The organism is Halosimplex yunnanense (assembly GCF_054504345.1).
The window spans coordinates 162,614-183,749 of record NZ_JBTJEL010000037.1; the positions used below are offsets into that span (position 1 = coordinate 162,614).

Here is a 21,136-nt window from a genome sequence, read left to right on the forward strand (position 1 = left end):
GAGTTCGGGGAACCGGCGGCGAAGCCGCCGGACGGTAGCTTATCGCTCTTCGGAGTCGAGGACGCGAATCTGGTCGCCGCGGACGGTGACCGGAATCGGGACGGTCGCCTCGTACAGTTCGACGGTGACCTGGTCTTTGCCCTCGTCGATGCGCTGGACCTGCGCCTTCTCGCCTTTGAACGGGCCGGCGATGAGTTCGACGATGTCCCCCTCGGCGATGCCCTCGACGTCCGGCTTGGGCGAGAGGAAGTGCTCGACTTCGCTGATCCCGGACTCGCCGGGGACGACGCCGCGCATGTGGGGAATCTCGTCGGAGATCCGCTCGAAGACGGCGGAGTCCTCGGCCTCGACCATGACGTAGGAGGTCAGCGAGTCCGGAGCGAGCGCGGCGTGGATGGACTCCTCCTCGCGGTTCATGATCATGTCGGCGACGGTCCGCTCCTGACTGGCCGTGGTCTTGACGGCGAAGATGCCCATCTCAGGGCCCTCCCGGGATGAAGTTCATGACCACGAAGATCAAAAAGCCGAGGATGCCGACGAGCATGATGCCGGCCCCGGCGATCTTCGCGACTTGCGAGAACTCGTCCCACGACGGCGTGCTGGCCAGTTTCAGCACGCGGACGTAGGAGTTCAGGTCGTAGGGAACGTTCATGTTCTGTCCGTTGCCAGTCCGTGCTTTTCTATATTGTGGTCGGCGCCGGTTGCCCGTCTGACGCGTCGGTCGACCGCCCGTTTCGCCCCGACCGAGCATCGGCTTTCGATCACTGGACGTTCATGGCTACGGAAAATAATAAATTCTCTACAGTAGTGTGACACTCATGGAAACGGCGAACGCCGTCGCAGTCGAGGGGCTGAGGAAGGATTTCGGGCCTGTAAGAGCCCTTGACGGGGTCGATATGAGCGTCGGTCGAGGGACGGTATACGGTCTGCTCGGTCCGAACGGGGCGGGGAAGTCGACGCTCATCGATGTCCTCCTCGGGCTGACGACGCCGACCGAGGGTCGAGCGCTCGTCTTCGGAACGTCCGTGACCGCAGACCCGCGGACCGTACGCGACCGGATCGGCGTCCTACCGCAGGATTACGGTCTCTACAGCGGATTGAGCGGCCGGGAGAATCTCCGCCTGCTGCAGCGGCTGAAGTCGGCCGACGGGGACCTCGACCGGCTTCTCGACACCGTCGGGCTGGACGACGAGGCGGTCGAGCGGCCGGTCGAGGGCTACTCGACTGGGATGCGCCAGCGGCTGGTGTTCGCCGCGGCGCTTGCCGGCGACCCCGATCTGCTGATCCTCGACGAACCGATGTCGGGGCTGGACCCCGAAGGCGTCGTCCTCGTCCGGGAACTCGTCCGCGAGCGGGCGGAGGCGGGGACGACCGTCTTCTTCTCCAGCCACCGGCTCGCCGAGGTCGAGGCACTATGCGACCGAGCAGCCATCCTCGCTGACGGAGAGGTCGTCTCAGTCGAGGACGTCGACGCGCTCGAACAGCGTGTGGGGGGGAACAAGCAACTTCGACTAACGACCGAGCGGCCGGCTGACGAGGACACGCTCGACAGACTGCGCTCGATCGACGGCGTGGCGGCGGTCGAACGCGACGGCTGCGCACTTTCGGTCGCCTGCACCGAACCGGCCGCGAAGGCCGACGTCATCGAGCACGCGAACCGGGGCTGCTCCGTAGTGGACTTCGAAATCGTCGAAACCGGGTTGGAAGAGGTCTTTGCGGAGACGGTCGCGCGGGACCGCAGCGGATCGGCGGACGGGTCACGTCCAACCCTCGAGGCCGACCGGAACCCGAAACTCGACGGGGAGCGAGCGGAATGACCGTGGCGTCGTTCCTTCGTCACGACCTCGCGGTGGTGCGGCGGACGACCGTCGGGCGGCTCGTGGTCGGACTCGCGGTCGCCGCGACGGTCGGCAGCGTCGTCGTCGGGCGCGCTCTGTCGAACGGGCCGCTAACACCCGACTTCCTCGCGTTCTCGCTGTGGCTCGTCGCGGGGACGGCCGTCCCGCTCGGCGCACTGCTGACGGCCTCGGTGACGCTCGCCGCCGACCGCGAGTCAGGCCGTCACCGACTGCTGTTCGGAACGCCCCTGACGAGTGGCGATGTCTACCTCGGGACGCTCGCCTCACGGGCGGTCCTGACCTGTGGGGCCGTCGCGGCCGGATTCGCCGTGCTGTCGGGCGTCCTCGCGATCACGGATCCCGGTTTCATCGGCGACGCCGTGACCGTCGCCGTGCCCACGGTGCTGGTCTGTTTGTGTTACACCGCCGTCGGGATCGCCGTCTCGGCGGTCTCGCCGACCAGACTGCGGGCCGTCGGTGCCGCGCTCGGCTTCTACGTCTGGTCGCTGTTCTGGCCGCATATCGTCGGGATGGTCGCCCCCTCGAATGGCGGTCGCGCAGGCTCCGAGTCCGGCGGCGTCCTATTCGAATTCCTCGCACGACTCAGCCCGTTCGGAGCCTACAGTCAGGCGGCGACGCCGAAAGAGAACATCTACGCCGTCCCGGTGACCGACCCGCTGCTGTCGACGCCCGCGATGCTGGCCGTGCTACTGGCATGGACAATCGTTCCTGCAGCAGCGGGATACTGGGCGTTCCGGAGGGCCGAGTTCTAAAAAAGTGAGAGGGTAATTGCCTGCGCTCGACGCTCAGCACCCGCAGTGGCAGTCGTCGTGGCAGTAGTGGTCGGAGCCGTTCTGTCGGCAGTCTTCGCTGCACTCACGTCGTGAGAGCCAGCAGTTGCCGGCGGGTGAACAGGTGGTGCCACCGCAGTTGTCGCCGCACTCGTCGTCGGAGTCTTCGAGTTCGATGGCGAACGCCACGTTCCGGCGCGCCGTCAGGCGCCCGTAGAGGTCGTACCCCTCCGGAAGGATGCCGATCCGGTCTCTGACAGCGCGACTCTCCGTCCGCGGATCGTATCCGAGGACGGAGACGCGACCGTCGGTCGGCCGCACGAAATCGAGCAATACGTTGATCGTCGTCGATTTCCCCGCACCGTTCGGGCCGAGAAATCCGAACACCTCACCGCGCTCGACTGTCAGGTCGAGCCCGTCTACTGCATTGACGCTCCCGTACCGTTTCGTGAGTCCGTCAATCTCGATCGCACTCATTATTACTTGTACATTTGCAAATTACATTACTACAGTAAATAACTGCGTACTTCGGCCGCAGCCGAATTCGATCTCGGCCCCAAAGGCTCCCATCGGTGACGGTCGATCCACCTCCCAGAACCGTTTTACGGGACAACGGTAACCACACGGGTAATGAACACGTGGCAGCGCCGGTCGGTCTGGTACACCGGCGTGCTCGCCCTCTCGATGTTCGCGTTCACCCTCGTCTACCACTACGGGATGGCGAACTTCGAGGGCGACCCCAAGACGTACTTCGAGGCCTTCCAGTTCATCGTCGAGACGTTCACGACGACCGGCTACGGCGCCCAGGCCGGCTGGGAATCCTCCGTTATGCTCGCGTTCGTCAGCGTCATGGACATCATCGGGACGGTCATGATCTTCCTCGCGCTCCCGGTCGTGGCCTTCCCCGCCTTCGAGGAGGCGCTGTCGACGACCGTCCCCTCCGCGGTCGAGAACAGCCTCGAAGACCACGTCATCGTCGCGACCTACACGCCCAGGGTCGAGACGCTCATCGCCGAACTCGACTCCCGCGGGGTCGAGTGGGTCATCGTCGAACCGGACCGCGAGAGCGCCACCGACCTCTACGAGGAGGGCTACGACGTCATCCACACCGATCCCGACTCCGTGAGCGGGCTGGAGGCGGCCAACTTCACCGACGCCCGCGCGCTGGTCGCCGACGTCTCCGACCAGGTCGACGCGAGCATCGTCCTGACCGCCAAGGAACTCGACGAGTCCGTCCGGGTGGTCAGCGTCGTCGAGGAGCCGGACCGCGCGCGCTACCACGAGCTCGCCGGCGCCGACGCGGTGCTGTCGCCGCGGCCGCTGCTGGGCGAGAGCCTCGCGCGGAAGGTGACCGCCGGCGTCTCCACGGACCTGGGCAGCGCGGTCGAACTCGGCGAGGACTTCGACGTCGTCGAGCTGCCGGTCCACCGCGGCGCGGACCTCGCGGGCAGCACCCTCGCCGAGAGCGGCCTGCGCGAGCGCGCCAGCGTCAACGTCATCGGCGCGTGGTTCGACGGCGAGTTCGAGAGCCCGCCCGCGCCAGACTCCGTCATCGAGCCGGGGACCGTCCTGTTGCTGACCGGCGAGAAGTCACAGCTCGAACGGCTCGCCGACCGAACCCGCTCGAAGGTGCGCCGACACGCTCCCGGCGAGACCATCGTCGTCGGCTACGGCGAGGTCGGTCGGACGATCACGGGGGTCCTCGACGAGGCCAGCTTGCCCTACACCGTCGTCGACCAGAATGACGAGCCGGGCGTCGACGTGGTCGGCGACGCTACCGATCCGGAGGTACTCGAACGGGCGGGACTCTCTACCGCGCGGTCGGTCATCCTCGCGATTCCCGACGACACCGCCGCGGAGTTCGCCACGCTGGTCGTCCGGGACGAGAGCACCGCCGTCGAGATCATCGGCCGCGCCGAGGAGGCCGAGTCCGTCCAGAAGATGTACCGCGCCGGCGCCGACTACGTCCTCTCGCTCGGGACCGTCACCGGCCGGATGGTCGCCTCGGTCGTCCTCGAAGACGAGGACGTCATCTCCCTCGACACGCAGGTCGAGGTCGTCCGCACCCGCGCGCCCGGCCTCGTCGGCCACTCGCTCGGCGAGGCGGACGTACGCGACCGGACCGGCGTCACCGTCGTCGCCGTCGAGCGCAACGGCACCGTCCTCACCGATCTGGGCCCCGACTTCCGACCGCAGACCGACGACGATCTCGTCGTCGCCGGACCGGACGAAGCCACGAACCGCTTCACGGAAGTGTTCGGGCGAGGGTGAATTACACCAGATATCGCCCCTGCCGGGCGGTCTACTCCCCGCCGAGGCGCGTCGGCTGGACGATGCCGGGCTGGCCGAGACGGAGGCGGTCGCCCACCTCGATCTCCTCGATGATCCGGGGGTATTCGAAGGTGGTCGCTGCCTTCGAGAGCGCGCCCGGGTCGGCCTGGATCGCTCGCCAGCGCCGCCAGTGCGTCGGAACGAGCCGGTCGATCCCGACCATGTTCGCGGCGTCGATCACGTCCTGGGCGTCGTTGTACAGCTTCCGCCGGACGACCTCGCCGTCCTGATAGAGGCGCGCGCTCGTCCCGTACGAGAGCATGCCCATGTCGACGTCGAACTCCTCGCCGACGGCCTCGAACGCGTCGCAGGGGCGGTTGTCGCCGCCGTGGAAGATGGTCCCCTCGTCGTGTTCGAGGACGTAGGTGACGCTCCCGTCTGCGTCGGGGTCGCGGCCGCCCCGGACGTGGACCGTCAGGTCGCCGACCTCGTAGCTGTCACCGGGTTCGACGACTTCCTGCTGGTCGTCGGCGATCTCGCTGATGTCGTGGTTCTCATAGCACGCGTCCGGCGCGTGGATCGAGGCGCCGTCGATATCGAGGAGCGGGCCGAACGACGGCGGCCAGAAGTGGTCGCGGTGGTCGTGCGTGCAGAACACGGCGTCGCACGAGTCGGCCCACTGCGGTTCCATCGGCACCGGCGGCATCCGCGCGATGTACTCGCGGTCGCGCTCGGTGCTGAAGTACGGGTCGATGAACAGCGTGGTCTCGGGCGTCCGGATCGCCCAGCCGGTCACGCCGAGGAACCACAGCGACACGCCCTCCACGTCGGGGCCGTTGAACTCCTCGCGGGCCCACCACTCGCCCCAGTCGCTGTTGATCGTCATCGAGTCACCTGCCAGTCCGCGGCGTCGGTCTCGGTGTGAACGTGCATGCGCGACCGGTCCCATCGAGGGCGGGTAAACCTTCCGGCGGCGGTCGCGGAAGTGCTCATCCCCGAATATCCGCTACTCGTGAGAGCCGCGGCGCCGGGATGCGAGTATCACGGTGCCGATGACACCGACCAGCGCCACGACCGGCCCGAATCCGGGGCCGTCTCCCGTAGTCGTCGGTGTCGTTTCGGTCGTTCGCACGCGTGAGGGCGTGTTGCCCGGATCGTCGTGGACGGTGGCAGTCGGCGTCTCGGTTGCAGTCGGCGACGGTACCGGCGTCTCGGTCGGAGTCGGTGTCGGCGCCGGTGCGAGTTCCGGGTCGACGTAACCGTTGTACACGTCACCGATCAGGGTATCGTTCGCTCGGATTTCGACGTCGAACTCGGTCCCCGGATCCGCGCTACTGAGGTCGTACGTCGCCCGGAACTGTGAACCCTCACCGCCCTCGGACCGCCGCTTCGTCCGCACCGTGTCGGTGACGGGAAACGGTTCGCCCGATCCGTTGAACAGTCGGACGGTCACTGTCGATCCGGGTGCGATGTTCGTGAGTCCAGTGATCGTCTGATTCGACGCCGGTCCGATCCGAACCGTCTCCGTCGTCTCGTTCGAGAACGCTACCGTCGCATCGGGGATAGAAACCGTGAACTGTCCGGTCTGGTTCGGTTCGCCGATGTCGCCGGGATTCAATCGGTGATGTCCGTCGACGACGAAGCGCGGGACGTACTCGTCGCCGTCGGCCAGACGCGGTTCGGAGAACGACCGTTCCCCGCTGTCTCCGGAGGACCACGGAAGCGCCGTAAGATCGGTCGCGACGTAGTAGGTGTCGTTGTCGGGGTCGGCGACGACCGTCGTCACGTTCGCCGCGTCGAGGTGGAGGTGTCGTCGATAGCGTGACGGACTGAGGTGTTTTTCGCTCACCAGCAGCGACGTGTTCGAATCCGCGAGGAAGGACTCGAATCGCGCTTCGTCTGTGGACCCTGTCTGGTTTGCGACCGCGCCGGCGATGCCCGGTGCGGTCAGTCGGAGGACGAACGTATCCCCGATCGCCAGATGGTCCGAGCGCGTGAGCCACCCCTCCCGCTGCGCCCGACGGATGGCCGCCCGCGATGACAGCGCCTCCCGTTTCCCGTCCGGCGCGACCATGACCGTCGCGTTCGGTCGCGTGGTCTGGGTATCGATCGCCGCTGCGGTGGCGTTCCACGAGACGGTCGTCCCCACCGGTCGCATCGAGTCGGCGTAGTACCGGTCGGCACCGACGAAGTGATTTCCGTCGCCGTCGGAGTCGTGAGCGAGGGCGACCCGGAGGGTCGAGTTGTCGGTGACATGTTCGCTGACATCCACACGTAGCCCCTCGTGAGTGCCGGGATCGAGATAGTCGCTGCTGCCGACGACCGTATCGTCGCTCGGCCGGACGACGGTGACGAAACCGCCGTCGGGCAGTGTCGCTCGGTCGATCCGGACCGAGTCGTCGATTATCGGGTCGGCAGGGAGGTCTACCGCCGCGGTCGGGTCGTCGACGGGCGCGAGGTACTGGTCGTGATCGTAGACGTCGAAGGTAGTTCCGTTCGACGCGAGGAGGAGGCCGACGTCGGTCCCGGGTTCGACGCCGCTGAGGTTCAGTGCGGTCTCGAAGACGAATTTCGGCGGCCCGTACTCGTCGGGGTCGACTGTCTCCCGCGTCACTCGGGCCGTCGCGGTCCGGGGCGTCTCGACACCTGTGGCGTTCGTCACCCTGACGGTGACGGTCGACCCCGGAGCGAGCGTCGTGTACCCGGTCACCGTCTGGTTCGACGCGGCCGCGAACCCGGGATCGAGTCGTGCATCGTTCTCGACGCCGCTCGGCGCGGCATCGCGGGACAGGAGTTCGAACTCGCCCGTCTGGTTCTCCCCGTCGAGGTCGCCGGGATTCAATCGATGTTCGCCGTCGACGACGAGGCGCGGAACGAAGTCACCCACGGGGTGGCGGTCGATATCGGAATGCTGTCCGGAACTCGGAACGTCCGTCAGGTCGGCGGCGACGTAGTAGGTGTCGTTACCGGGATCGGCGACGACCGTCTGTCCGACCGACCCGTTGAGATAGAAGTAGTGGCGCGGCCGTTGCGGACTGACGTGCTTCTGGACGGCGCGGAGCGACACGTTCTCGCGGCCGAGGAACGACCGGAATCGCGAGTCGTCGGTGTCTCCCGAGGCGTTCACGACCGCGTCGGCGATCCCGGGTAGTGTCAACCGGAACACGACCGTGTCTCCCATGGCGATGAGGGGCGACCGCGTCAATCGCCCGTCTTCGCGGACCCTATCGATGGCCTCGGCAGACGTGAACCGGTCGACCGTCCCTCGAGGTGCGACCATGACCGTCGCGTTCGTCCCGTTCGAGACCGACCCCGTCGCGACTTCGTCGCCGGCGTGACCGTCTATTCCGCTTCCGGGACCGCCGGCGCCGAGCGCGGTAGCCGAACCGATCCCAAGTACGATCGCGCCTGCTATCAGCGCGACGGCGGCGCCGTGGGCGGCCGCACGGAGGGAGGGCGAGGGTGACATACCGGCGCGTTCACCACCCTCTCAAAAGTGTTTTATGTTGATCAAATACCGGACGAACGCTCTCGCTACTGAGAGAAAGGAAACGGAAAGTTCGGGGTTCGAATCCGACTACTCGACGTAGTCGATGTCGTCGCCGAGTTCCTTCGCGGCGCGTTCCTTCTCGGCCTCGCTCTTGCCGTAGATCTGCGGGCTCTCGACGCCGGTGACGACGATCATCGTCTCCATCTTGCCCTCGAACTCGTTGTTGACGGAGGCGCCCCAGATGATGCGGGCGTCGGGGTCGATGCGGTCGTAGATCTCCTCGACGACGCCCTCGGCCTCCTCGATGGACATGTCGGGGCCGCCGACGACGTTGACGAGCGCGGAGTTGGCGCCGTCGAACTCCACGTCCAGCAGCGGCGAGCGCAGGGCCGAACGGATGGAGTCCTGGGCCTTGTTCTCGCTGTCGGACTCGCCGAGGCCGATCATGGCGACGCCGCCGTTCTCCATGATCGTGCGAACGTCGGCGAAGTCGACGTTGACGAGGCCGGGCTTGGTGATCAGTTCGGTCATGCCCTTGACCGAGCGCATCAGGACGCGGTCGCAGATCTTGAATGCGTCCTGCAGAGGCATGCTCGGCGCGTAGTCGAGCAGGCGGTCGTTCGGGACGACGATGACCGTGTCCGAGACCGCGCGCAGACGCTCGAGTCCGGCGTCGGCGTTGGCGCGCCGTCGCTCACCTTCCGCGGTGAAGGGAATCGTGACGATAGAGATGGTGAGTGCGTCCTGGTCCTGTGCGGCCTGCGCGACGACCGGCGCCGAGCCGGTACCGGTCCCGCCGCCGAGGCCGGCGGTGACGAACACCATGTCCGAGCCGTCGATGGACTGCTGGATGTCCTCGATGTTCTCCTGGGCCGCTTCCTCGCCGATCTTCGGGACCGAACCGGCCCCGCGACCGCCCGTGCGCTTGCGGCCGATGAGGATCTTCGTGTCCGCGGCCACCTCGTCGGCGAGGTGCTGGGCGTCCGTGTTCGCGGCGACGAGCTTCGCCCCGTGGATCCCCTCTTCCATCATCCGCGTAACGGTGTTGCCGCCGGCGCCCCCGCAGCCGACGACGGTGATCTTCGTCTCCAGATCTTTGACGACGTCGGCCAGCTCCTCGTCGGACATCTGCCCCGACGTCGACATCTCGTCTCGCCCCGTCGCCCCCGTGCTCTCCTGGCCCTGAGCGTCCTGTTGCTGGGACGCAGCCTCGCGCTCTTCCTCCGCCTCGTCGATCGCGTCGTCTATTATAGAGTCCATAATTTAAGTTCCCGTTGATGGCCAACATTTATTAAGCTTCTCCTGAGCGTCAGACGGCTGACTGACGATTGGTAGCACGACCGTACCGGCGTCGACAGCCCCGTAAGCCCGCGTTACCGCCGGGGATCGACGCCTCGGCCGATCTCCACCTGAAACGTCAGAATCGCCGCCGCGCGGCAGGGTATGTTTCGAGTGGAGATCGGATACGTCCCAGTTAGCAGTCAGATACTACCAGCGCGCAGATTTCGCGGGTCGGGTGCGCCCGCTGCGCGGGTGATCCGGGAAGACGCGACGCATAATCTAACGGTACCACTTCGCGATCGCGGGCCCGTAGCAGTGCGTCGGAAGCGAGGTTCTGGTGAGAGGAAAGTTCAGCGGAGCGACAGTGGTCCGCCTGCGTCACTCAGTGACGAGGTCGTCGACGGAGAAGCGGTGTTCGCGGTCGACGTGGACGACCGAGGGGTCGATCCGGTCGCCGTTGACAGTGACGGCCTCGCCGTCGGCCAGTTTCCCGAACTTCGGGCCGTCCGGGACGCCGAGCGTCCGGGCGCGTTCGGGATCGAACGCGGTCTCGCGGGCGACCACGACGCCGTCCTCACGCTCGACGGCGTCGTACCCCGCTTCGAGGACGCCGGCGAGGTCGGCGACGAGCGCGTCCGCATCGTGGTCGCCGTCGACGACGGCCCGGTCGCCGAGCCGAGTTCCACCCTCGGTCGTCTCGTACGCGATCGTCGACTCGGCGACTGCCTCGCGCGTCGCGTCGCTGTCGACACCTGCAGCTGCAGAAACGAGTTCAGTGGGGAGGTCGACCACGGTGAGATCCGCCTGCAACTCGCCGTGGCCGATGTCGCGTTCGTAGGCCACCGCTCGGTCGCCGAACCGGACGCCCTCGCCGACCGTGTCCAGTCGGTCCTCGACGGCGTCGACCAGCGCGAGCGGAACGCCCGCGGTCTCCCGGACCCACGTCTCGCTCACGACGCGATAGCCGAGGTCGGCGACGACCCGTTTCAGGTCCGGGCGGTCGCCCTCGACGAGGCCGTACTCGGCGGCGCTCGCTTCGAAGGCCCGGCGGATCACGTCGCGATTGGCGGTAGGGTCGCCCATCGCGTCGAGGCACCAGTCGGCGGCGACGTGACCGACCGTCCAGTCGGTCTCGCGGACGACCCGCTCGAACCGGGGCGCGTAGTGGCCGCCGCCGAAGCCGACGAGGTGGCGCCGGTGCCCGTTCTCGGGCGGTGCGTCCGGCACTACGTCGGAGATCGAGAGGATGGCGCGCGCGACGGCCTCCGCCGCATCGGGGTCTTCCCACTGGGGTTCGGCGCTGCCGACCTCGACGAACATCGAGGGGACGCCGACCGCGGTCGGACCGTGGTGAGTACATTCGACGCCGACATCGTAGCCCGGCGGCGCGTGGGCTTCCAGCGCCTCGACGACGCGGGTGTGCGCGTTCGGACACGTCCGCGCGAAATGACCCGGCTTCCCACCGTACTCGGCGGGGCCGAAGTTACCGGTCGGGTGAGCGGTCAGGAGTTCGTCCGTCTCGCCCGCGTGGCGGGAGGCGAAGACGAGCAGGTCGGGTTCGCGAACCGCGCCCTCGCCGTCGACCCGACCGAAGGCCTCGGCCGCGTCGTCGATGTCGAGGTGCAGGGCGTCGAACTCCCGGAGTTCGACCGAGCCGGTGCGATAGACGGTCCCGCCTCCGTCGGCATCAGACCGGTTCCCGTCCGTGTGTTCGGTCCAGTCGGTCACCTCACGCAGGCGCTCGCCGATGTGGACGGACGCGGAGTCCGCACGGGAGACGACGACGGCGAGCATCTCAGTCGGCGTGCTCCGGGTGGATCGGTTCGCGGCCGATGGCTGTCCGGCCGGCGTCGGCGGCCAGTCCGAGCATCCGCCTGAGCGCCTTGCGGCGGATGGCGAACAGCACCGTCCCGATGAGAACGTACGCCGCCGCGTAGACGAGCAGGAGTTCGTGACTCGTCAGGGGGACCGCGACGATATCGCGGATGATGACGAACTCCAGCAGCACCTGTGAGATGAAGAGGACGAAGATGGTCAGCGCCTCGCGGACGCTGATCTCGAAGTTGACGAGGACTGACAGCGCGAAGTACGACTGGGCGGCCGTGATCCAGATCTCGGCGGCCTGCTTCGAGTCGAACGGCAGGACGCCGTACTGCCCGTAGGCCAGCGAGAAGACGACCGAGAGCGTCCCGATGAGCAGCGTCCACTGGTTGAGCTTCGAGGAGATGAGGGCGTTGAACCCGGCGGTCGAGCGCGCCTTGTTGACCAGCACGACGACGACGATGAGTTCCGGGCTCTCGGAGGCCAGCGGCGCGATCCACTGGATCATGAAGAACTCGGGGATGCCGTTGTTGACGCCGATGGTCTCCAGGCCGTGGGCGAACGGCTCGACGGCGGTGAAGATCATCGCGCCCGAGTAGGCAAACAGCGTGAGGACGACCAGCGGCCGCCACGGTAGCGACCAGCTCTGGAAGTACTTCGGGACGCCGACGTGCTCCTCCTCGGCCTCGATGTCGCCGCGGATGATGATCCCGATGTAGGTGACGTACAGGCCGACGAGCAACAGCGTATCCAGCGCGTCGATGCCGCCGCCGAGCGGGACGAAGAAGGCCCAGACGGTCGCCAGGAAGAGGAAGGCGACCTCGGTGGCGATGTCGCGGTCGAGCGTGACCGCGTCGGCGAGCCAACCCTCGCGGTCGCGGACGGCCGTGTCGCGTGTCTTGGCGGCCCTCCAGACCGTGAATACGGCGATGCCGGCCCACCCGATGCCGATGAGGATACGGTTGGCGCCGGTCATGTTCGCGACGGCGAGGTTGGCGTCGTGACAGGCGCGGGCGAGTTCGGTCCCGCCGTTCTCGATCGCGGTGGACGAGAGATCAGCGCAGGCCGCGGTCGTCGCACCGCCCGCGCCGGCGTTCCAGGCGTACAGCGCGTCGACGGCGTACTCCGGGGCGACCGCCAGCACCGCGAGGATAGCGATCGCGAACGCCCGTGGGACGTCTTTCTCTGCCGTCTCAGCGCCCCACGCGAGCAGGAACGAGGCACCGAGGACGGCGACGCCGCTGACCGCGACTGTCAGGACGACGCCCAGTTCCTCGTACGTCGGTACGACCGGGAGGGCGGCGCCGCCGAAGAAGACGACGACCCAGCCCGCGGTGAGGACCACTGCGGCGGCGACCTGAACCAGTGGGTGACTGAGACGACTCACTACCGAGGGTCACGCCGTGTCCGTATGAAATAGTTGCGAAAGGGCGCCACCCGGGCACCCGTCCGTATCGACGGGCACGGTACCCCTGAATCGGAGCCGACGAACGGAGCGCATCGATTATGTCGGCCGCTCCACAGAGGCCGGTATGGACGTCTACGGACTCATCGGCAACCCGGTGGGCCACTCGCTGTCCCCGCCGATGCACGAGGCGGGCTACGAGGCGCTCGGCCTCGACGCCCGCTACGTCACGTTCGAACCGCCGAAAGACGGCGCCACGGCCGCGGTCGAGGGCGCCGCCGATCTGGGTGTCGCCGGCCTCAACGTCACGATCCCGTTCAAGCAGGACGTGCTCGACGCCGTCGACCCCGACCCGCTCGCGCGTCGCATCGGCGCGGTCAACACCGTCGACTTCTCCGGCGAGAAACCCACTGGCCACAACACCGACGCCGTCGGTGCCACGCGGGCCCTCCGCGCGCACGACGTTGCACTCGACGGAACGGCAGTCGTCGTCGGCGCCGGCGGCGCCGGGCGCGCCGTCGCGTTCGGCCTCGCGGACGAGGGGATGGAGGTCCGCATCGCCAACCGCACGGAGTCGAAGGCTCACGACCTTGCTGCGGACGTGCGCGGCGACGGAGACGGTCCCGATGTGACCGGCCACGGCCTCGACGCGCTCGCCGAGTTGCTCGCGGACGCGGACGTGCTGGTCAATGCGACGAGCGTCGGGATGGAAGAAGACGAGACCCCGGTTCCCGCCGAGGCGCTCCACGGCGATCTGGGCGTCCTCGACGCGGTGTACCGGCCGCTGGAGACGCGGCTGCTCCGAGACGCCGGACGGGCGGGCGCGACGACGGTCGACGGCGCCTGGATGCTTCTCTATCAGGGCGTCGAGGCCTTCGAGCGCTGGACCGGTCGCGACGCGCCGGTCGAAGCGATGAACGAGACGATCCGTTCAAAAATCTGACACGTACTGCCGGACGGGACCGGTACGGGCGGTCAGTTCCCGCGAGAGTGCAGAAAGAGGTTAAGTGATGGGGTACGCTATTGTCAGCTATGGGGCTTATCGAGCGAATCAAATCTGCACTCGGGCTGGGCACGTCTGCGTCGAATTCTCAGTCTGCAGCGTCCTCCACCGACGGACCGCATCGGGGCGACGGGGTCGACGTGACCGTCGAGCACGAACCGGCGACCGCCAGCGAAGACGCTGTCAAGGGGACTGACACCGCCGGCGATACCGGTCCGACAGCCGACACCGACTCGGCGAGCGCGGCGATCGACCCCGACACCGCCGCAGAGGGACTCGAGACCGACGAGCCGTCCGAGGGGGACGCCACCGAACCGATCGAAGAAGCCGAACCGGACGAGGAGACAGAATCCGACGGGGAAGCGGAATCTGACGACGAAGCCGAACAGGTCGACGAGGGGACCGACGAAGCCGAACCGGACGAGCAAGCGGAACCGGCCGGGGAAGCCGACACGGCTGAATCGGACGACGCGGCTGAATCGGACGAGGGGGCCGAGGCCGCGGAGACGGGCGACAGCGACGGGGCGTCTCCCAGCCCGGAGGAACCGGCGCCCGACGCCGAACTCGAGGACATCAAGGGGATCGGCCCGACGTACGCCGAACGGCTCCGCGCTGCGGGGATCGACGGGGTCGGCGGGCTCGCGTCCGCGGATCCGTCCGAAGTCGCCGAGGAGACCGACATCGCCGCTTCGCGCGTCGAGAACTGGGTCGAGCAGGCGAAACTCTACTGAGCCGTCGGCCGCGTCCGTCGCTTGCGGCGACCGCAAAACGGTTACTCCCGCACCTGTTCTGTCCACGCGATGACCGAGCCACGGGTCGTGACGGGCAGGGACGCCTTCGAGCGCGCCGCAGCCGCGGGTCCGGCCGGCGCCCGCGTCCCCGTCGAAGTCCGCGTCACCGTGTCCGACCCGTTCGACGCCTACCGCCGCGCCCGCGACGGCCCCGGCGGGTTCCACCTCGAAACGACCGGCGGGCAGTCCGGCTGGGGATACTTCGGCGTCGAGCCGGTCGACCGCTTCACCGTCTGGCCGGAGGACGTCTCGGACGCCCCCAGCGGAGAGTCCCCGAGCATCGCGGCGCTCGTCGACCGACTCGATCGGGAGTCCCTCGCCCGCGGCGATTGCGAGGTGCCCTACCCCTGCGGCGCCGTCGGCTGGCTCTCCTACGACGTTGCCCGCGAACTCGAGGACCTACCGGAGAGCGCCGACCCCGACCGGGAGCTACCGCGACTCCAGATCGGCGTCTACGACTGCCTCGCCGCGTGGGAAGAACCGAGAGACGGGGAGACGACGCTCCGGATCACCGCCTGTCCCCGCGTCGGAGGCGACGACTCCGACGCGCGCGGTCCGGCCGAAGCCTACGAGTACGGCCGCGAGCGTTCGCTCGCACTCGCCCGGGACGCGGTCGACGGCGACCCCGCGGTCGGCGACCCTCCCGTAGCGACCGACGAAGCCGAGTTCGAGAGCGACTGCGGCCGGGAGGCGTTCGCCGACCGCGTCCGCCGCGTCAAGCAGTATATCCGTGAGGGCGACACGTTCCAGGCGAACGTCTCCCAGCGACTGACCGCCCCCGCGGCCGTCCACCCGGTCGCGGCCTTCGACGCGCTCCGGAGCGTGAACCCGGCGCCGTACTCCGCACTGGTGGAGTTCCCCGGCGTGGATCTGGTGAGCGCGAGCCCGGAACTCCTGCTCGAACGCGAGGGGGGGCGCCTCCTCACCGAACCCATCGCCGGGACGCGCCCGCGCGGTGACACGCCCGAAGAGGACGAGTTCCTCGCGGAGGACCTCACGTCCGACGAGAAAGAGCGCGCCGAGCACGCGATGCTGGTCGACCTCGAACGCAACGACCTCGGGAAGGTCAGCGAGTACGGAAGCGTCGAGGTCAGCGAGTACCGCCGCGTCGACCGCTACTCCGAGGTGATGCACCTCGTCTCGCTGGTCGAGGGCCGCCTGCGGCCCGAGTTCGACCTCGGCGACGCCGTCGCGGCCGTGTTCCCCGGTGGTACCATCACCGGCGCGCCGAAGCCCCGGACGATGGAGATCATCGACGAGGTCGAGGCGACCCGCAGGGGGCCCTACACCGGCAGCATCGGCATCTTCGGGTTCGACGGGCGGGCGACGCTCAACATCGTGATCCGGACGCTCGTCCGCTACGGCGAGGAGTACCACCTCCGCGTGGGGGCCGGGATCGTCCACGACTCGGTCCCCGACCGCGAGTACGAGGAGACGCTCGACAAGGGTCGGGCGCTCGTCACCGCCGTCGACGAGGCGCTCGGCGCCCGGGCCGCCTTCACGGTGGAGGACCATGACTGATCCTTCCGCGCCCGAGGCCGCGGCCGGTACCGTCGGCGAGTCGCTCGCGGACGAGACCGAACTCGCCGCCGACGCGACGGCCGTCGACACCGCGGGAGAGATGACCGTCCTCGTCGTCGACAACTACGATTCGTTCGCATACAACCTCGTCCAGTACCTGGGCGAGGTGGTCACGACCGCCGACTGGCTCCCCGAGGTCGCCGACGGCGAGGTGGTCGTCCGCCGCAACGACGCCGTCGACGTCGCCGGGATCCGCGAACTCGACCCCGATGCGATCGTCGTCTCGCCGGGGCCGGGTACCCCCGAGGAGGCGGGCGTCTCGATGCCGATCTTCCGCGACCTCGACTACCCGACGCTCGGCGTCTGTCTCGGCCACCAGGCGCTCTGTGCGGTCAACGGTGCGCCCGTGCGCCACGCCGAGGCGGTCGTCCACGGCAAGCCCTCGACGGTCAGCCACGACGGCCGCGGCGTCTTCGCGGGCCTCCCTGACCGCTTCGAGGTCGGCCGCTATCACTCGCTAGCCGTCGAGCGGGTAGACCTGCCCGACTGCCTGATCGAGACAGCCCACACGGACGACGAGGAAGGGGTCGTGATGGGCGTCCGCCACGACGAGCGGCCCCACGTCGGCGTCCAGTTCCACCCCGAGAGCATCCTCACCGAACACGGCAAACAGATGATCGAGAGCTTCTGTCGCGCGGCGCTGGAGGGATCGCTGTGAGCGAGAAACCCGACGACGAACTGACCTATCACGTGAACGGCGACCTCGTCCCCGCGGGCGACGCCACCGTCTCGGTCCGCGACCGCGGGTTCATGTACGGCGACGGCGCTTTCGAGACGCTCCGGGTCTACGGCGGCGAGCCGTTCGCGTGGGACGCCCACCGCGACCGCCTACAGCGGACGGCCGAGACGTTGGGCTTCGCGGATGCAGTCCCCGACGACCTGCGCGAACGAGTCGACGAGACGCTCGCCGCGAACGACCTCTCGGAAGCGTACCTGAAGGTCTCGGTCACGCGCGGCGTCCAGCCCGGGAAACTGACGCCCGACCCCGACGTGGACCCGACGGTCGTCGTCTACGTCTCGCCGCTCGGTCGCGGCGGGGTCGAGGGCGACCCCGTCTGGGACGGCCCCGCGACGGTCCAGACCGTCCGGACGCGCCGGCCGCCCGCGGAGTCGTTCCCCTCCGACGCGAAGACCCACAACTACCTGCCGGGGATCCTCGCGCGTATCGAACTCAGGCGGGCCGCCACCGACGAGTTCGCCGCCGACGAGGCCGTGATGCGGACGACCGACGGCTCCCTCGCCGAGGGCGCGACGAGTAACCTCTTCTTCGTCGACGAGGGGGTCCTGAAGACGCCGAGCGCCGACTTGCCGATCCTGCCGGGCGTCACCCGCTCGGTCGTCATCGACCTCGCCGAGAGCGAGGGCTTCTCGGTCCGGACGAGCCGCTACACGCTCGACGACCTGCGGGACGCCGACGAGGCGTTCCTGACCAACTCGACGTGGGAGATTCGCCCCATCGAGAGCGTCGACGGCATCGACGTTGGCATCGGCCCGATGACGAAACTCCTCGCCCGGCTGTACGACGAGCGCGTCGAGCGCACGCACTACGACACCGAGCAGAGCGAGGATGTAGAGGAGGGAACCGACGACCGTGCGCCCACCGACGCCGGGGACGCCGGTGGCGACGAATAGAACGGCGTATCAGGGGTTTTCTCGGACGGTCTCGATCGGGTCGTCGGTCCGCTCGACGCCTTCGATGTCGAGGATCAGGTCCGCCCCGTACGCGCCCGCGGGCGTCTGGAACCCCGCTGGGGCGTCGCCGTCGGCGACGCGCTCGGCGATCTCGACCGCGGTGAGCTTCGTGAGGCGATAGGTCTCCGGCGCGACGAGCCGCGAGACCGCCCGTTCGCCGTCGTCGGTCTCGGCCTCGCCCCAGACGTAGCTTCGCCCCTCTCGTCGCGTGCGCTCGTCCGGGCCGTCGACGCGGGCGTCGACCAGCGATTCGAGTAGCGACTGCACCGGGCCGGAACCGGCGAGCGGGCCGAACAGTTCGGCCAGACGGGCCGCACGGGGGACCCACGAGGGGACGGCGGTGTAGACGGAGACGGTTTCGATCCCGGTCGTGTGGTAGGCGGTCGACACGTCGCCCCAGGGGATCGCCATCGCGGTGCGTTCGCCTCGGCCGAAGTCGATCCGGCGAGTGTCGCTCCCGATCGGCACCACCTCGATGCGCCCCTTCCGCCTGACCGCGCCGCCGTCGCCGAGTCCGCGGACGGCCGTCTTCGCGGTCCCCGGGGAGATTCCGCCGGATGCCTCGAACCCGAGGGCGATCCGGTCTGCGTCGGGCAAGCGCTCGGCGAGGTGGGCCGCCAGACAGTCCGTCGGCACCACGTCGAACCCGACGCCCGGAAGGACCATCGCGCCCGCTTCCGCGGCCTCGTCGTCGTAGCCCGCCAGTCGCTCGAACACCTCGATCTCCCCGGTGATGTCGAGGTAGTGCGTCCCGGTCCGGAGACACCCCTCGACCATCGGTTCGGCGGTGTCTGCGAACGGGCCCGCGCAGTGGAGGACCGCCTCGACTTCCTCCAGCGCGTGGTCTACCAGTCGCGGCTCGTCCAGCGAGAAGACCCGCTCGTCGCACTTCTGTCTGATCGCCTGGTTCTCGACGGCGTTGCGGTCGCGACCGGCGACGATCACCTCCAGTCCCCGGTCGATCGCTTCGTCGACTATCAGGGACCCGGTGTATCCGTACGAGCCGTAGACGAGGAGATCGGCCATCGTCCCCGCGTTCGACGGGTACGTGGAAAAACGTGTGGTGTGCAGCTATCTCGTCCGCCCGGTTCGCGGTGGCTCCGACGGGGTTGCGGCAACCGATCCGTTCAAACGGCGACGGCTCCACCCTGAGGTATGGACGGGACGCGGATCGCCGACCTGGCGGACCTCTCGACCGACGACACCTTCCTCTTTCGCGTGCGCTCGGACGACGCCGTGGCGAGCGGCGACGCCGCGCTCAGATCCGACGAGTCGACCGCTGCAAATGCCGAGGACGGCGACGCGGACGACGGCATCGCGATGCCCGACGACATGAAACAGGACGACGACGTGCGCGAAGCGATCCTGTTGCGGCTGGCGACAGCGGACGGCGACCCCGCCGACGACGTGGCCTGCTGGCTGAACTACTGCCAGCACATGACCCACATCAAACTAGACAAGGGCTCGGGCGCGCCGGTCCGGGACGGCGAGGTCATCTGCGTCAACCACGGCGCGCTGTTCGAGGCCGGCTCGGGGGAGTGTACCTACGGCCCCTGCGAGGGCGCGTTCCTGAACGAGATCGACGTCCGGGTCGCTGACGGCGGCGTTTATCTCGCCGACGAGGAGTACGAGTACGTCGGCGAGGGGCCGGTCGAAAGCGACGACGACGATCTCTCGTCGTCCTCGAACGTGATTCTATAGCAGGTCCTCTGGCTCCCGCGGAGAGCGGACCTACTCGATGACGAACGTCGGTTCGGTGACGGACTCGCACTTGCACTCCGGGCAGCGCGCCGGGCGGTTGACGAGATCATCGAACTCGTCGAATCCACAGTCCTCGCACGTCGGCGGGGCGACGAGGAGCGTCTCGTCGGTGGCTTCGAGCGACTGGGAGATGTGTTCGACGTGGTCGAGCGCGGCGTCGGTCCGGACCTCGAACTCGCGGGCGAGCGCGCCGGCGGCCATCGGTTCGTCCCGCAGGCGGTCGGCGATTCGCTGGCGCGTCGTCCGGGTGGCCTCGCGCATACCGGAGGTTGGGGAAGCGGTGACAAATCCTTTCTGCCGATAGCCCCAGACCGCCGGCTAATCGCCACCGGGGACGACCGTGGTACGGCATGGCAATGAAAAAGACCTTGACGGACCCCTGAGGAGGAGTTGGTATGGACGCTGTCGTACTCGCGGGTGGGTATGCCACCCGCCTCTGGCCGATCACGCGCCATCGGCCGAAGATGATGCTACCGGTGGGCGAGACGACCGTCATCGATCGCGTGCTCTCGGAGCTCGAATCCGACGACCGGATCGAGGACGTCTACGTCAGCACGAACGAGCGGTTCGCCCCCGACTTCGAGGCTCACCTCGCCGAGCGCGACTACGAGAAGCCCAAGCTGTCGGTCGAGGACACCACCGATGAGGACGAGAAGTTCGGCGTCATCGGCGCGCTCGCCCAGCTCGTCGACCGCGAGGGAGTCGACGACGAGGACCTGCTCGTCATCGCCGGTGACAACCTCATCAGCTTCGACGTCAGCGACTTCATCGACTTCTACCAGGAGAAAGGCGGGACGACCCTCGCCGCCTACGACGTCGGTTCGCGCGAGAAGGCAAAGTCCTACGGGCTGGTCACCCTCGACGGCGACGAGGTCGTCGACTTCCAGGAGAAGCCCGAGAGTCCCAACAGCACGCTGGTTTCCATCGCCTGCTACGTCTTCCCCTCCGACCAGGTGCGGTTCGGCGAGTACCTCGAAGACGGCAACAACCCCGACGAGCCCGGCTGGTTCCTCCAGTGGCTCGTCGAGCGCGACTCGGTGTACGCCTTCCCCTTCGACGAGGCGTGGTTCGACATCGGGACGCCCGAGAGCTACCTCGACGCCGTCGCGTGGCACCTCGACGGCGGCACGCAGATCGCCGAGAGCGCCACCGTCGAGAACACGGAGATCGGCGAGAACGTCCACGTCCTCGAGGACTCGACGGTCGTCGACTCGCATCTGGACAACTCGATCGTCTTCCCCGAGGCCGAACTGCGCGACTGCGACATCCGCGAGTCGATCATCGACCGCGACACCCGCATCGAGAACCTCGACCTCGCCGGCGCGCTCATCGGCGCACACACGACCATCACGAACGGCGACGGCGGGCACTGACCGCCGGCGTCGCATCATCCGTCCCCTCCTCTTCTGCT

19 protein-coding genes and 1 pseudogene are annotated in these 21,136 nt (G+C 68.1%); 10 read left to right on the forward strand and 10 right to left on the reverse strand.

Annotated features, from left to right (window positions below; all coding sequences use genetic code 11):
* Nucleotides 1-39: 39 nt before the first annotated feature.
* Entirely contained in the window at nt 40-477 is a 438-nt protein-coding gene (locus AB2U09_RS19640; protein ID WP_274325850.1) for a transcription elongation factor Spt5, read from the reverse strand.
* Nucleotide 478: 1 nt separating this feature from the next.
* Complete coding sequence (locus AB2U09_RS19645; RefSeq protein ID WP_459194442.1) at nt 479-652, reverse strand: protein translocase SEC61 complex subunit gamma; 174 nt, start codon at nt 650-652, stop codon at nt 479-481.
* Between the two features lie 166 nt (nt 653-818).
* Here AB2U09_RS19645 and AB2U09_RS19650 point away from each other — a divergent pair, with 166 nt between their 5' ends.
* Together AB2U09_RS19650 and AB2U09_RS19655 are read left to right on the forward strand one after the other, a co-directional pair.
* A complete protein-coding gene (locus AB2U09_RS19650; RefSeq protein ID WP_459194443.1) occupies nt 819-1,817 on the forward strand; it encodes an ABC transporter ATP-binding protein in 999 nt (332 codons plus the stop codon).
* Nucleotides 1,814-2,611: an ABC transporter permease subunit gene (locus tag AB2U09_RS19655; RefSeq protein ID WP_459194444.1), complete on the forward strand. Its 798-nt coding sequence runs from the start codon at nt 1,814-1,816 to the stop codon at nt 2,609-2,611. The genes AB2U09_RS19650 and AB2U09_RS19655 overlap by 4 nt, the downstream gene beginning before the upstream one ends.
* Before the next feature lie 168 nt (nt 2,612-2,779).
* Here AB2U09_RS19655 and AB2U09_RS19660 read toward each other — a convergent pair.
* Nucleotides 2,780-3,106: pseudogene (locus AB2U09_RS19660) on the reverse strand (ATP-binding cassette domain-containing protein); the annotation flags it as partial.
* 153 nt (nt 3,107-3,259) lie between these two features.
* Between AB2U09_RS19660 and AB2U09_RS19665 the strand changes: the two are divergent.
* Nucleotides 3,260-4,900, forward strand: coding sequence for a potassium channel family protein (locus AB2U09_RS19665; RefSeq protein WP_459194445.1), 1,641 nt, complete (start codon nt 3,260-3,262; stop codon nt 4,898-4,900).
* A 31-nt stretch (nt 4,901-4,931) separates the two neighbouring features.
* On the opposite strand, the gene AB2U09_RS19670 is transcribed toward AB2U09_RS19665, so the two are convergent.
* The 5 genes from AB2U09_RS19670 to AB2U09_RS19690 form a co-directional block, all read right to left on the reverse strand.
* The gene (locus AB2U09_RS19670) at nt 4,932-5,786 is read right to left on the reverse strand and encodes an MBL fold metallo-hydrolase (protein ID WP_459194446.1); all 855 of its coding nucleotides are present in this window, start codon (nt 5,784-5,786) and stop codon (nt 4,932-4,934) included.
* Between the two features lie 120 nt (nt 5,787-5,906).
* Nucleotides 5,907-8,369 (reverse strand): BGTF surface domain-containing protein, encoded by a 2,463-nt coding sequence (locus AB2U09_RS19675; RefSeq protein WP_459194447.1) that lies wholly within the window; start codon nt 8,367-8,369, stop codon nt 5,907-5,909.
* Nucleotides 8,370-8,477: 108 nt separating this feature from the next.
* Nucleotides 8,478-9,650 (reverse strand): cell division protein FtsZ, encoded by a 1,173-nt coding sequence (ftsZ, locus tag AB2U09_RS19680; protein ID WP_459194448.1) that lies wholly within the window; start codon nt 9,648-9,650, stop codon nt 8,478-8,480.
* Nucleotides 9,651-10,049: 399 nt separating this feature from the next.
* Nucleotides 10,050-11,465 (reverse strand): D-aminoacyl-tRNA deacylase, encoded by a 1,416-nt coding sequence (locus AB2U09_RS19685; protein ID WP_459194449.1) that lies wholly within the window; start codon nt 11,463-11,465, stop codon nt 10,050-10,052.
* 1 nt (nt 11,466) lies between these two features.
* Nucleotides 11,467-12,879: a calcium:cation antiporter family protein gene (locus AB2U09_RS19690; protein ID WP_459194450.1), complete on the reverse strand. Its 1,413-nt coding sequence runs from the start codon at nt 12,877-12,879 to the stop codon at nt 11,467-11,469.
* A gap of 145 nt (nt 12,880-13,024) precedes the next feature.
* On the opposite strand from AB2U09_RS19690, the gene AB2U09_RS19695 reads away from it, so the two are divergent.
* The 5 genes from AB2U09_RS19695 to AB2U09_RS19715 all read left to right on the forward strand — a co-directional run bounded on the left by AB2U09_RS19695 (nt 13,025) and on the right by AB2U09_RS19715 (nt 17,904).
* Nucleotides 13,025-13,840 (forward strand): shikimate dehydrogenase, encoded by an 816-nt coding sequence (locus AB2U09_RS19695; protein ID WP_459194451.1) that lies wholly within the window; start codon nt 13,025-13,027, stop codon nt 13,838-13,840.
* An 89-nt stretch (nt 13,841-13,929) separates the two neighbouring features.
* Nucleotides 13,930-14,631, forward strand: coding sequence for a helix-hairpin-helix domain-containing protein (locus tag AB2U09_RS19700; RefSeq protein WP_459194452.1), 702 nt, complete (start codon nt 13,930-13,932; stop codon nt 14,629-14,631).
* Nucleotides 14,632-14,700: 69 nt separating this feature from the next.
* Entirely contained in the window at nt 14,701-16,212 is a 1,512-nt protein-coding gene (gene pabB / locus AB2U09_RS19705; protein ID WP_459194453.1) for an aminodeoxychorismate synthase, component I, read from the forward strand.
* Nucleotides 16,205-16,930 carry an anthranilate synthase component II gene (locus AB2U09_RS19710; protein WP_459194454.1) on the forward strand — a complete coding sequence of 242 codons (726 nt, stop codon included), beginning with the start codon at nt 16,205-16,207 and terminating at the stop codon, nt 16,928-16,930. Before pabB ends, AB2U09_RS19710 begins: the two co-directional genes overlap by 8 nt.
* 20 nt (nt 16,931-16,950) lie before the next feature.
* Nucleotides 16,951-17,904 (forward strand): aminotransferase class IV, encoded by a 954-nt coding sequence (locus AB2U09_RS19715; protein WP_459195130.1) that lies wholly within the window; start codon nt 16,951-16,953, stop codon nt 17,902-17,904.
* Between the two features lie 9 nt (nt 17,905-17,913).
* Here AB2U09_RS19715 and AB2U09_RS19720 read toward each other — a convergent pair whose 3' ends face one another.
* A complete protein-coding gene (locus AB2U09_RS19720) occupies nt 17,914-18,990 on the reverse strand; it encodes a saccharopine dehydrogenase family protein (RefSeq protein WP_459194455.1) in 1,077 nt (358 codons plus the stop codon).
* 129 nt (nt 18,991-19,119) lie between these two features.
* Between AB2U09_RS19720 and AB2U09_RS19725 the strand changes: the two genes are divergently transcribed.
* On the forward strand, nt 19,120-19,665 hold the full coding sequence (locus tag AB2U09_RS19725; protein ID WP_459194456.1) for a Rieske (2Fe-2S) protein: 546 nt from the start codon (nt 19,120-19,122) through the stop codon (nt 19,663-19,665).
* Nucleotides 19,666-19,695: 30 nt separating this feature from the next.
* On the opposite strand, the gene AB2U09_RS19730 is transcribed toward AB2U09_RS19725, so the two are convergent.
* The gene (locus tag AB2U09_RS19730; RefSeq protein WP_459194457.1) at nt 19,696-19,986 is read right to left on the reverse strand and encodes a transcriptional regulator; all 291 of its coding nucleotides are present in this window, start codon (nt 19,984-19,986) and stop codon (nt 19,696-19,698) included.
* A gap of 134 nt (nt 19,987-20,120) precedes the next feature.
* On the opposite strand from AB2U09_RS19730, the gene AB2U09_RS19735 reads away from it, so the two are divergent.
* Nucleotides 20,121-21,098: a nucleotidyltransferase family protein gene (locus AB2U09_RS19735; RefSeq protein ID WP_459194458.1), complete on the forward strand. Its 978-nt coding sequence runs from the start codon at nt 20,121-20,123 to the stop codon at nt 21,096-21,098.
* Nucleotides 21,099-21,136 lie beyond the last annotated feature (38 nt).

Bases quoted from the DNA above. Each gene is read 5' to 3' on its own strand.
- AB2U09_RS19640 (WP_274325850.1), bottom strand. From the start codon at position 477: ATGGGCATCTTCGCCGTCAAGACCACGGCCAGTCAGGAGCGGACCGTC.
- AB2U09_RS19645 (WP_459194442.1), bottom strand. From the start codon at position 652: ATGAACGTTCCCTACGACCTGAACTCCTACGTCCGCGTGCTGAAACTG.
- AB2U09_RS19650 (WP_459194443.1), top strand. From the start codon at position 819: ATGGAAACGGCGAACGCCGTCGCAGTCGAGGGGCTGAGGAAGGATTTC.
- AB2U09_RS19655 (WP_459194444.1), top strand. From the start codon at position 1,814: ATGACCGTGGCGTCGTTCCTTCGTCACGACCTCGCGGTGGTGCGGCGG.
- AB2U09_RS19665 (WP_459194445.1), top strand. From the start codon at position 3,260: ATGAACACGTGGCAGCGCCGGTCGGTCTGGTACACCGGCGTGCTCGCC.
- AB2U09_RS19670 (WP_459194446.1), bottom strand. From the start codon at position 5,786: ATGACGATCAACAGCGACTGGGGCGAGTGGTGGGCCCGCGAGGAGTTC.
- AB2U09_RS19675 (WP_459194447.1), bottom strand. From the start codon at position 8,369: ATGTCACCCTCGCCCTCCCTCCGTGCGGCCGCCCACGGCGCCGCCGTC.
- ftsZ (WP_459194448.1), bottom strand. From the start codon at position 9,650: ATGGACTCTATAATAGACGACGCGATCGACGAGGCGGAGGAAGAGCGC.
- AB2U09_RS19685 (WP_459194449.1), bottom strand. From the start codon at position 11,465: ATGCTCGCCGTCGTCGTCTCCCGTGCGGACTCCGCGTCCGTCCACATC.
- AB2U09_RS19695 (WP_459194451.1), top strand. From the start codon at position 13,025: ATGGACGTCTACGGACTCATCGGCAACCCGGTGGGCCACTCGCTGTCC.
- AB2U09_RS19700 (WP_459194452.1), top strand. From the start codon at position 13,930: ATGGGGCTTATCGAGCGAATCAAATCTGCACTCGGGCTGGGCACGTCT.
- pabB (WP_459194453.1), top strand. From the start codon at position 14,701: ATGACCGAGCCACGGGTCGTGACGGGCAGGGACGCCTTCGAGCGCGCC.
- AB2U09_RS19710 (WP_459194454.1), top strand. From the start codon at position 16,205: ATGACTGATCCTTCCGCGCCCGAGGCCGCGGCCGGTACCGTCGGCGAG.
- AB2U09_RS19720 (WP_459194455.1), bottom strand. From the start codon at position 18,990: ATGGCCGATCTCCTCGTCTACGGCTCGTACGGATACACCGGGTCCCTG.
- AB2U09_RS19725 (WP_459194456.1), top strand. From the start codon at position 19,120: ATGGACGGGACGCGGATCGCCGACCTGGCGGACCTCTCGACCGACGAC.
- AB2U09_RS19730 (WP_459194457.1), bottom strand. From the start codon at position 19,986: ATGCGCGAGGCCACCCGGACGACGCGCCAGCGAATCGCCGACCGCCTG.
- AB2U09_RS19735 (WP_459194458.1), top strand. From the start codon at position 20,121: ATGGACGCTGTCGTACTCGCGGGTGGGTATGCCACCCGCCTCTGGCCG.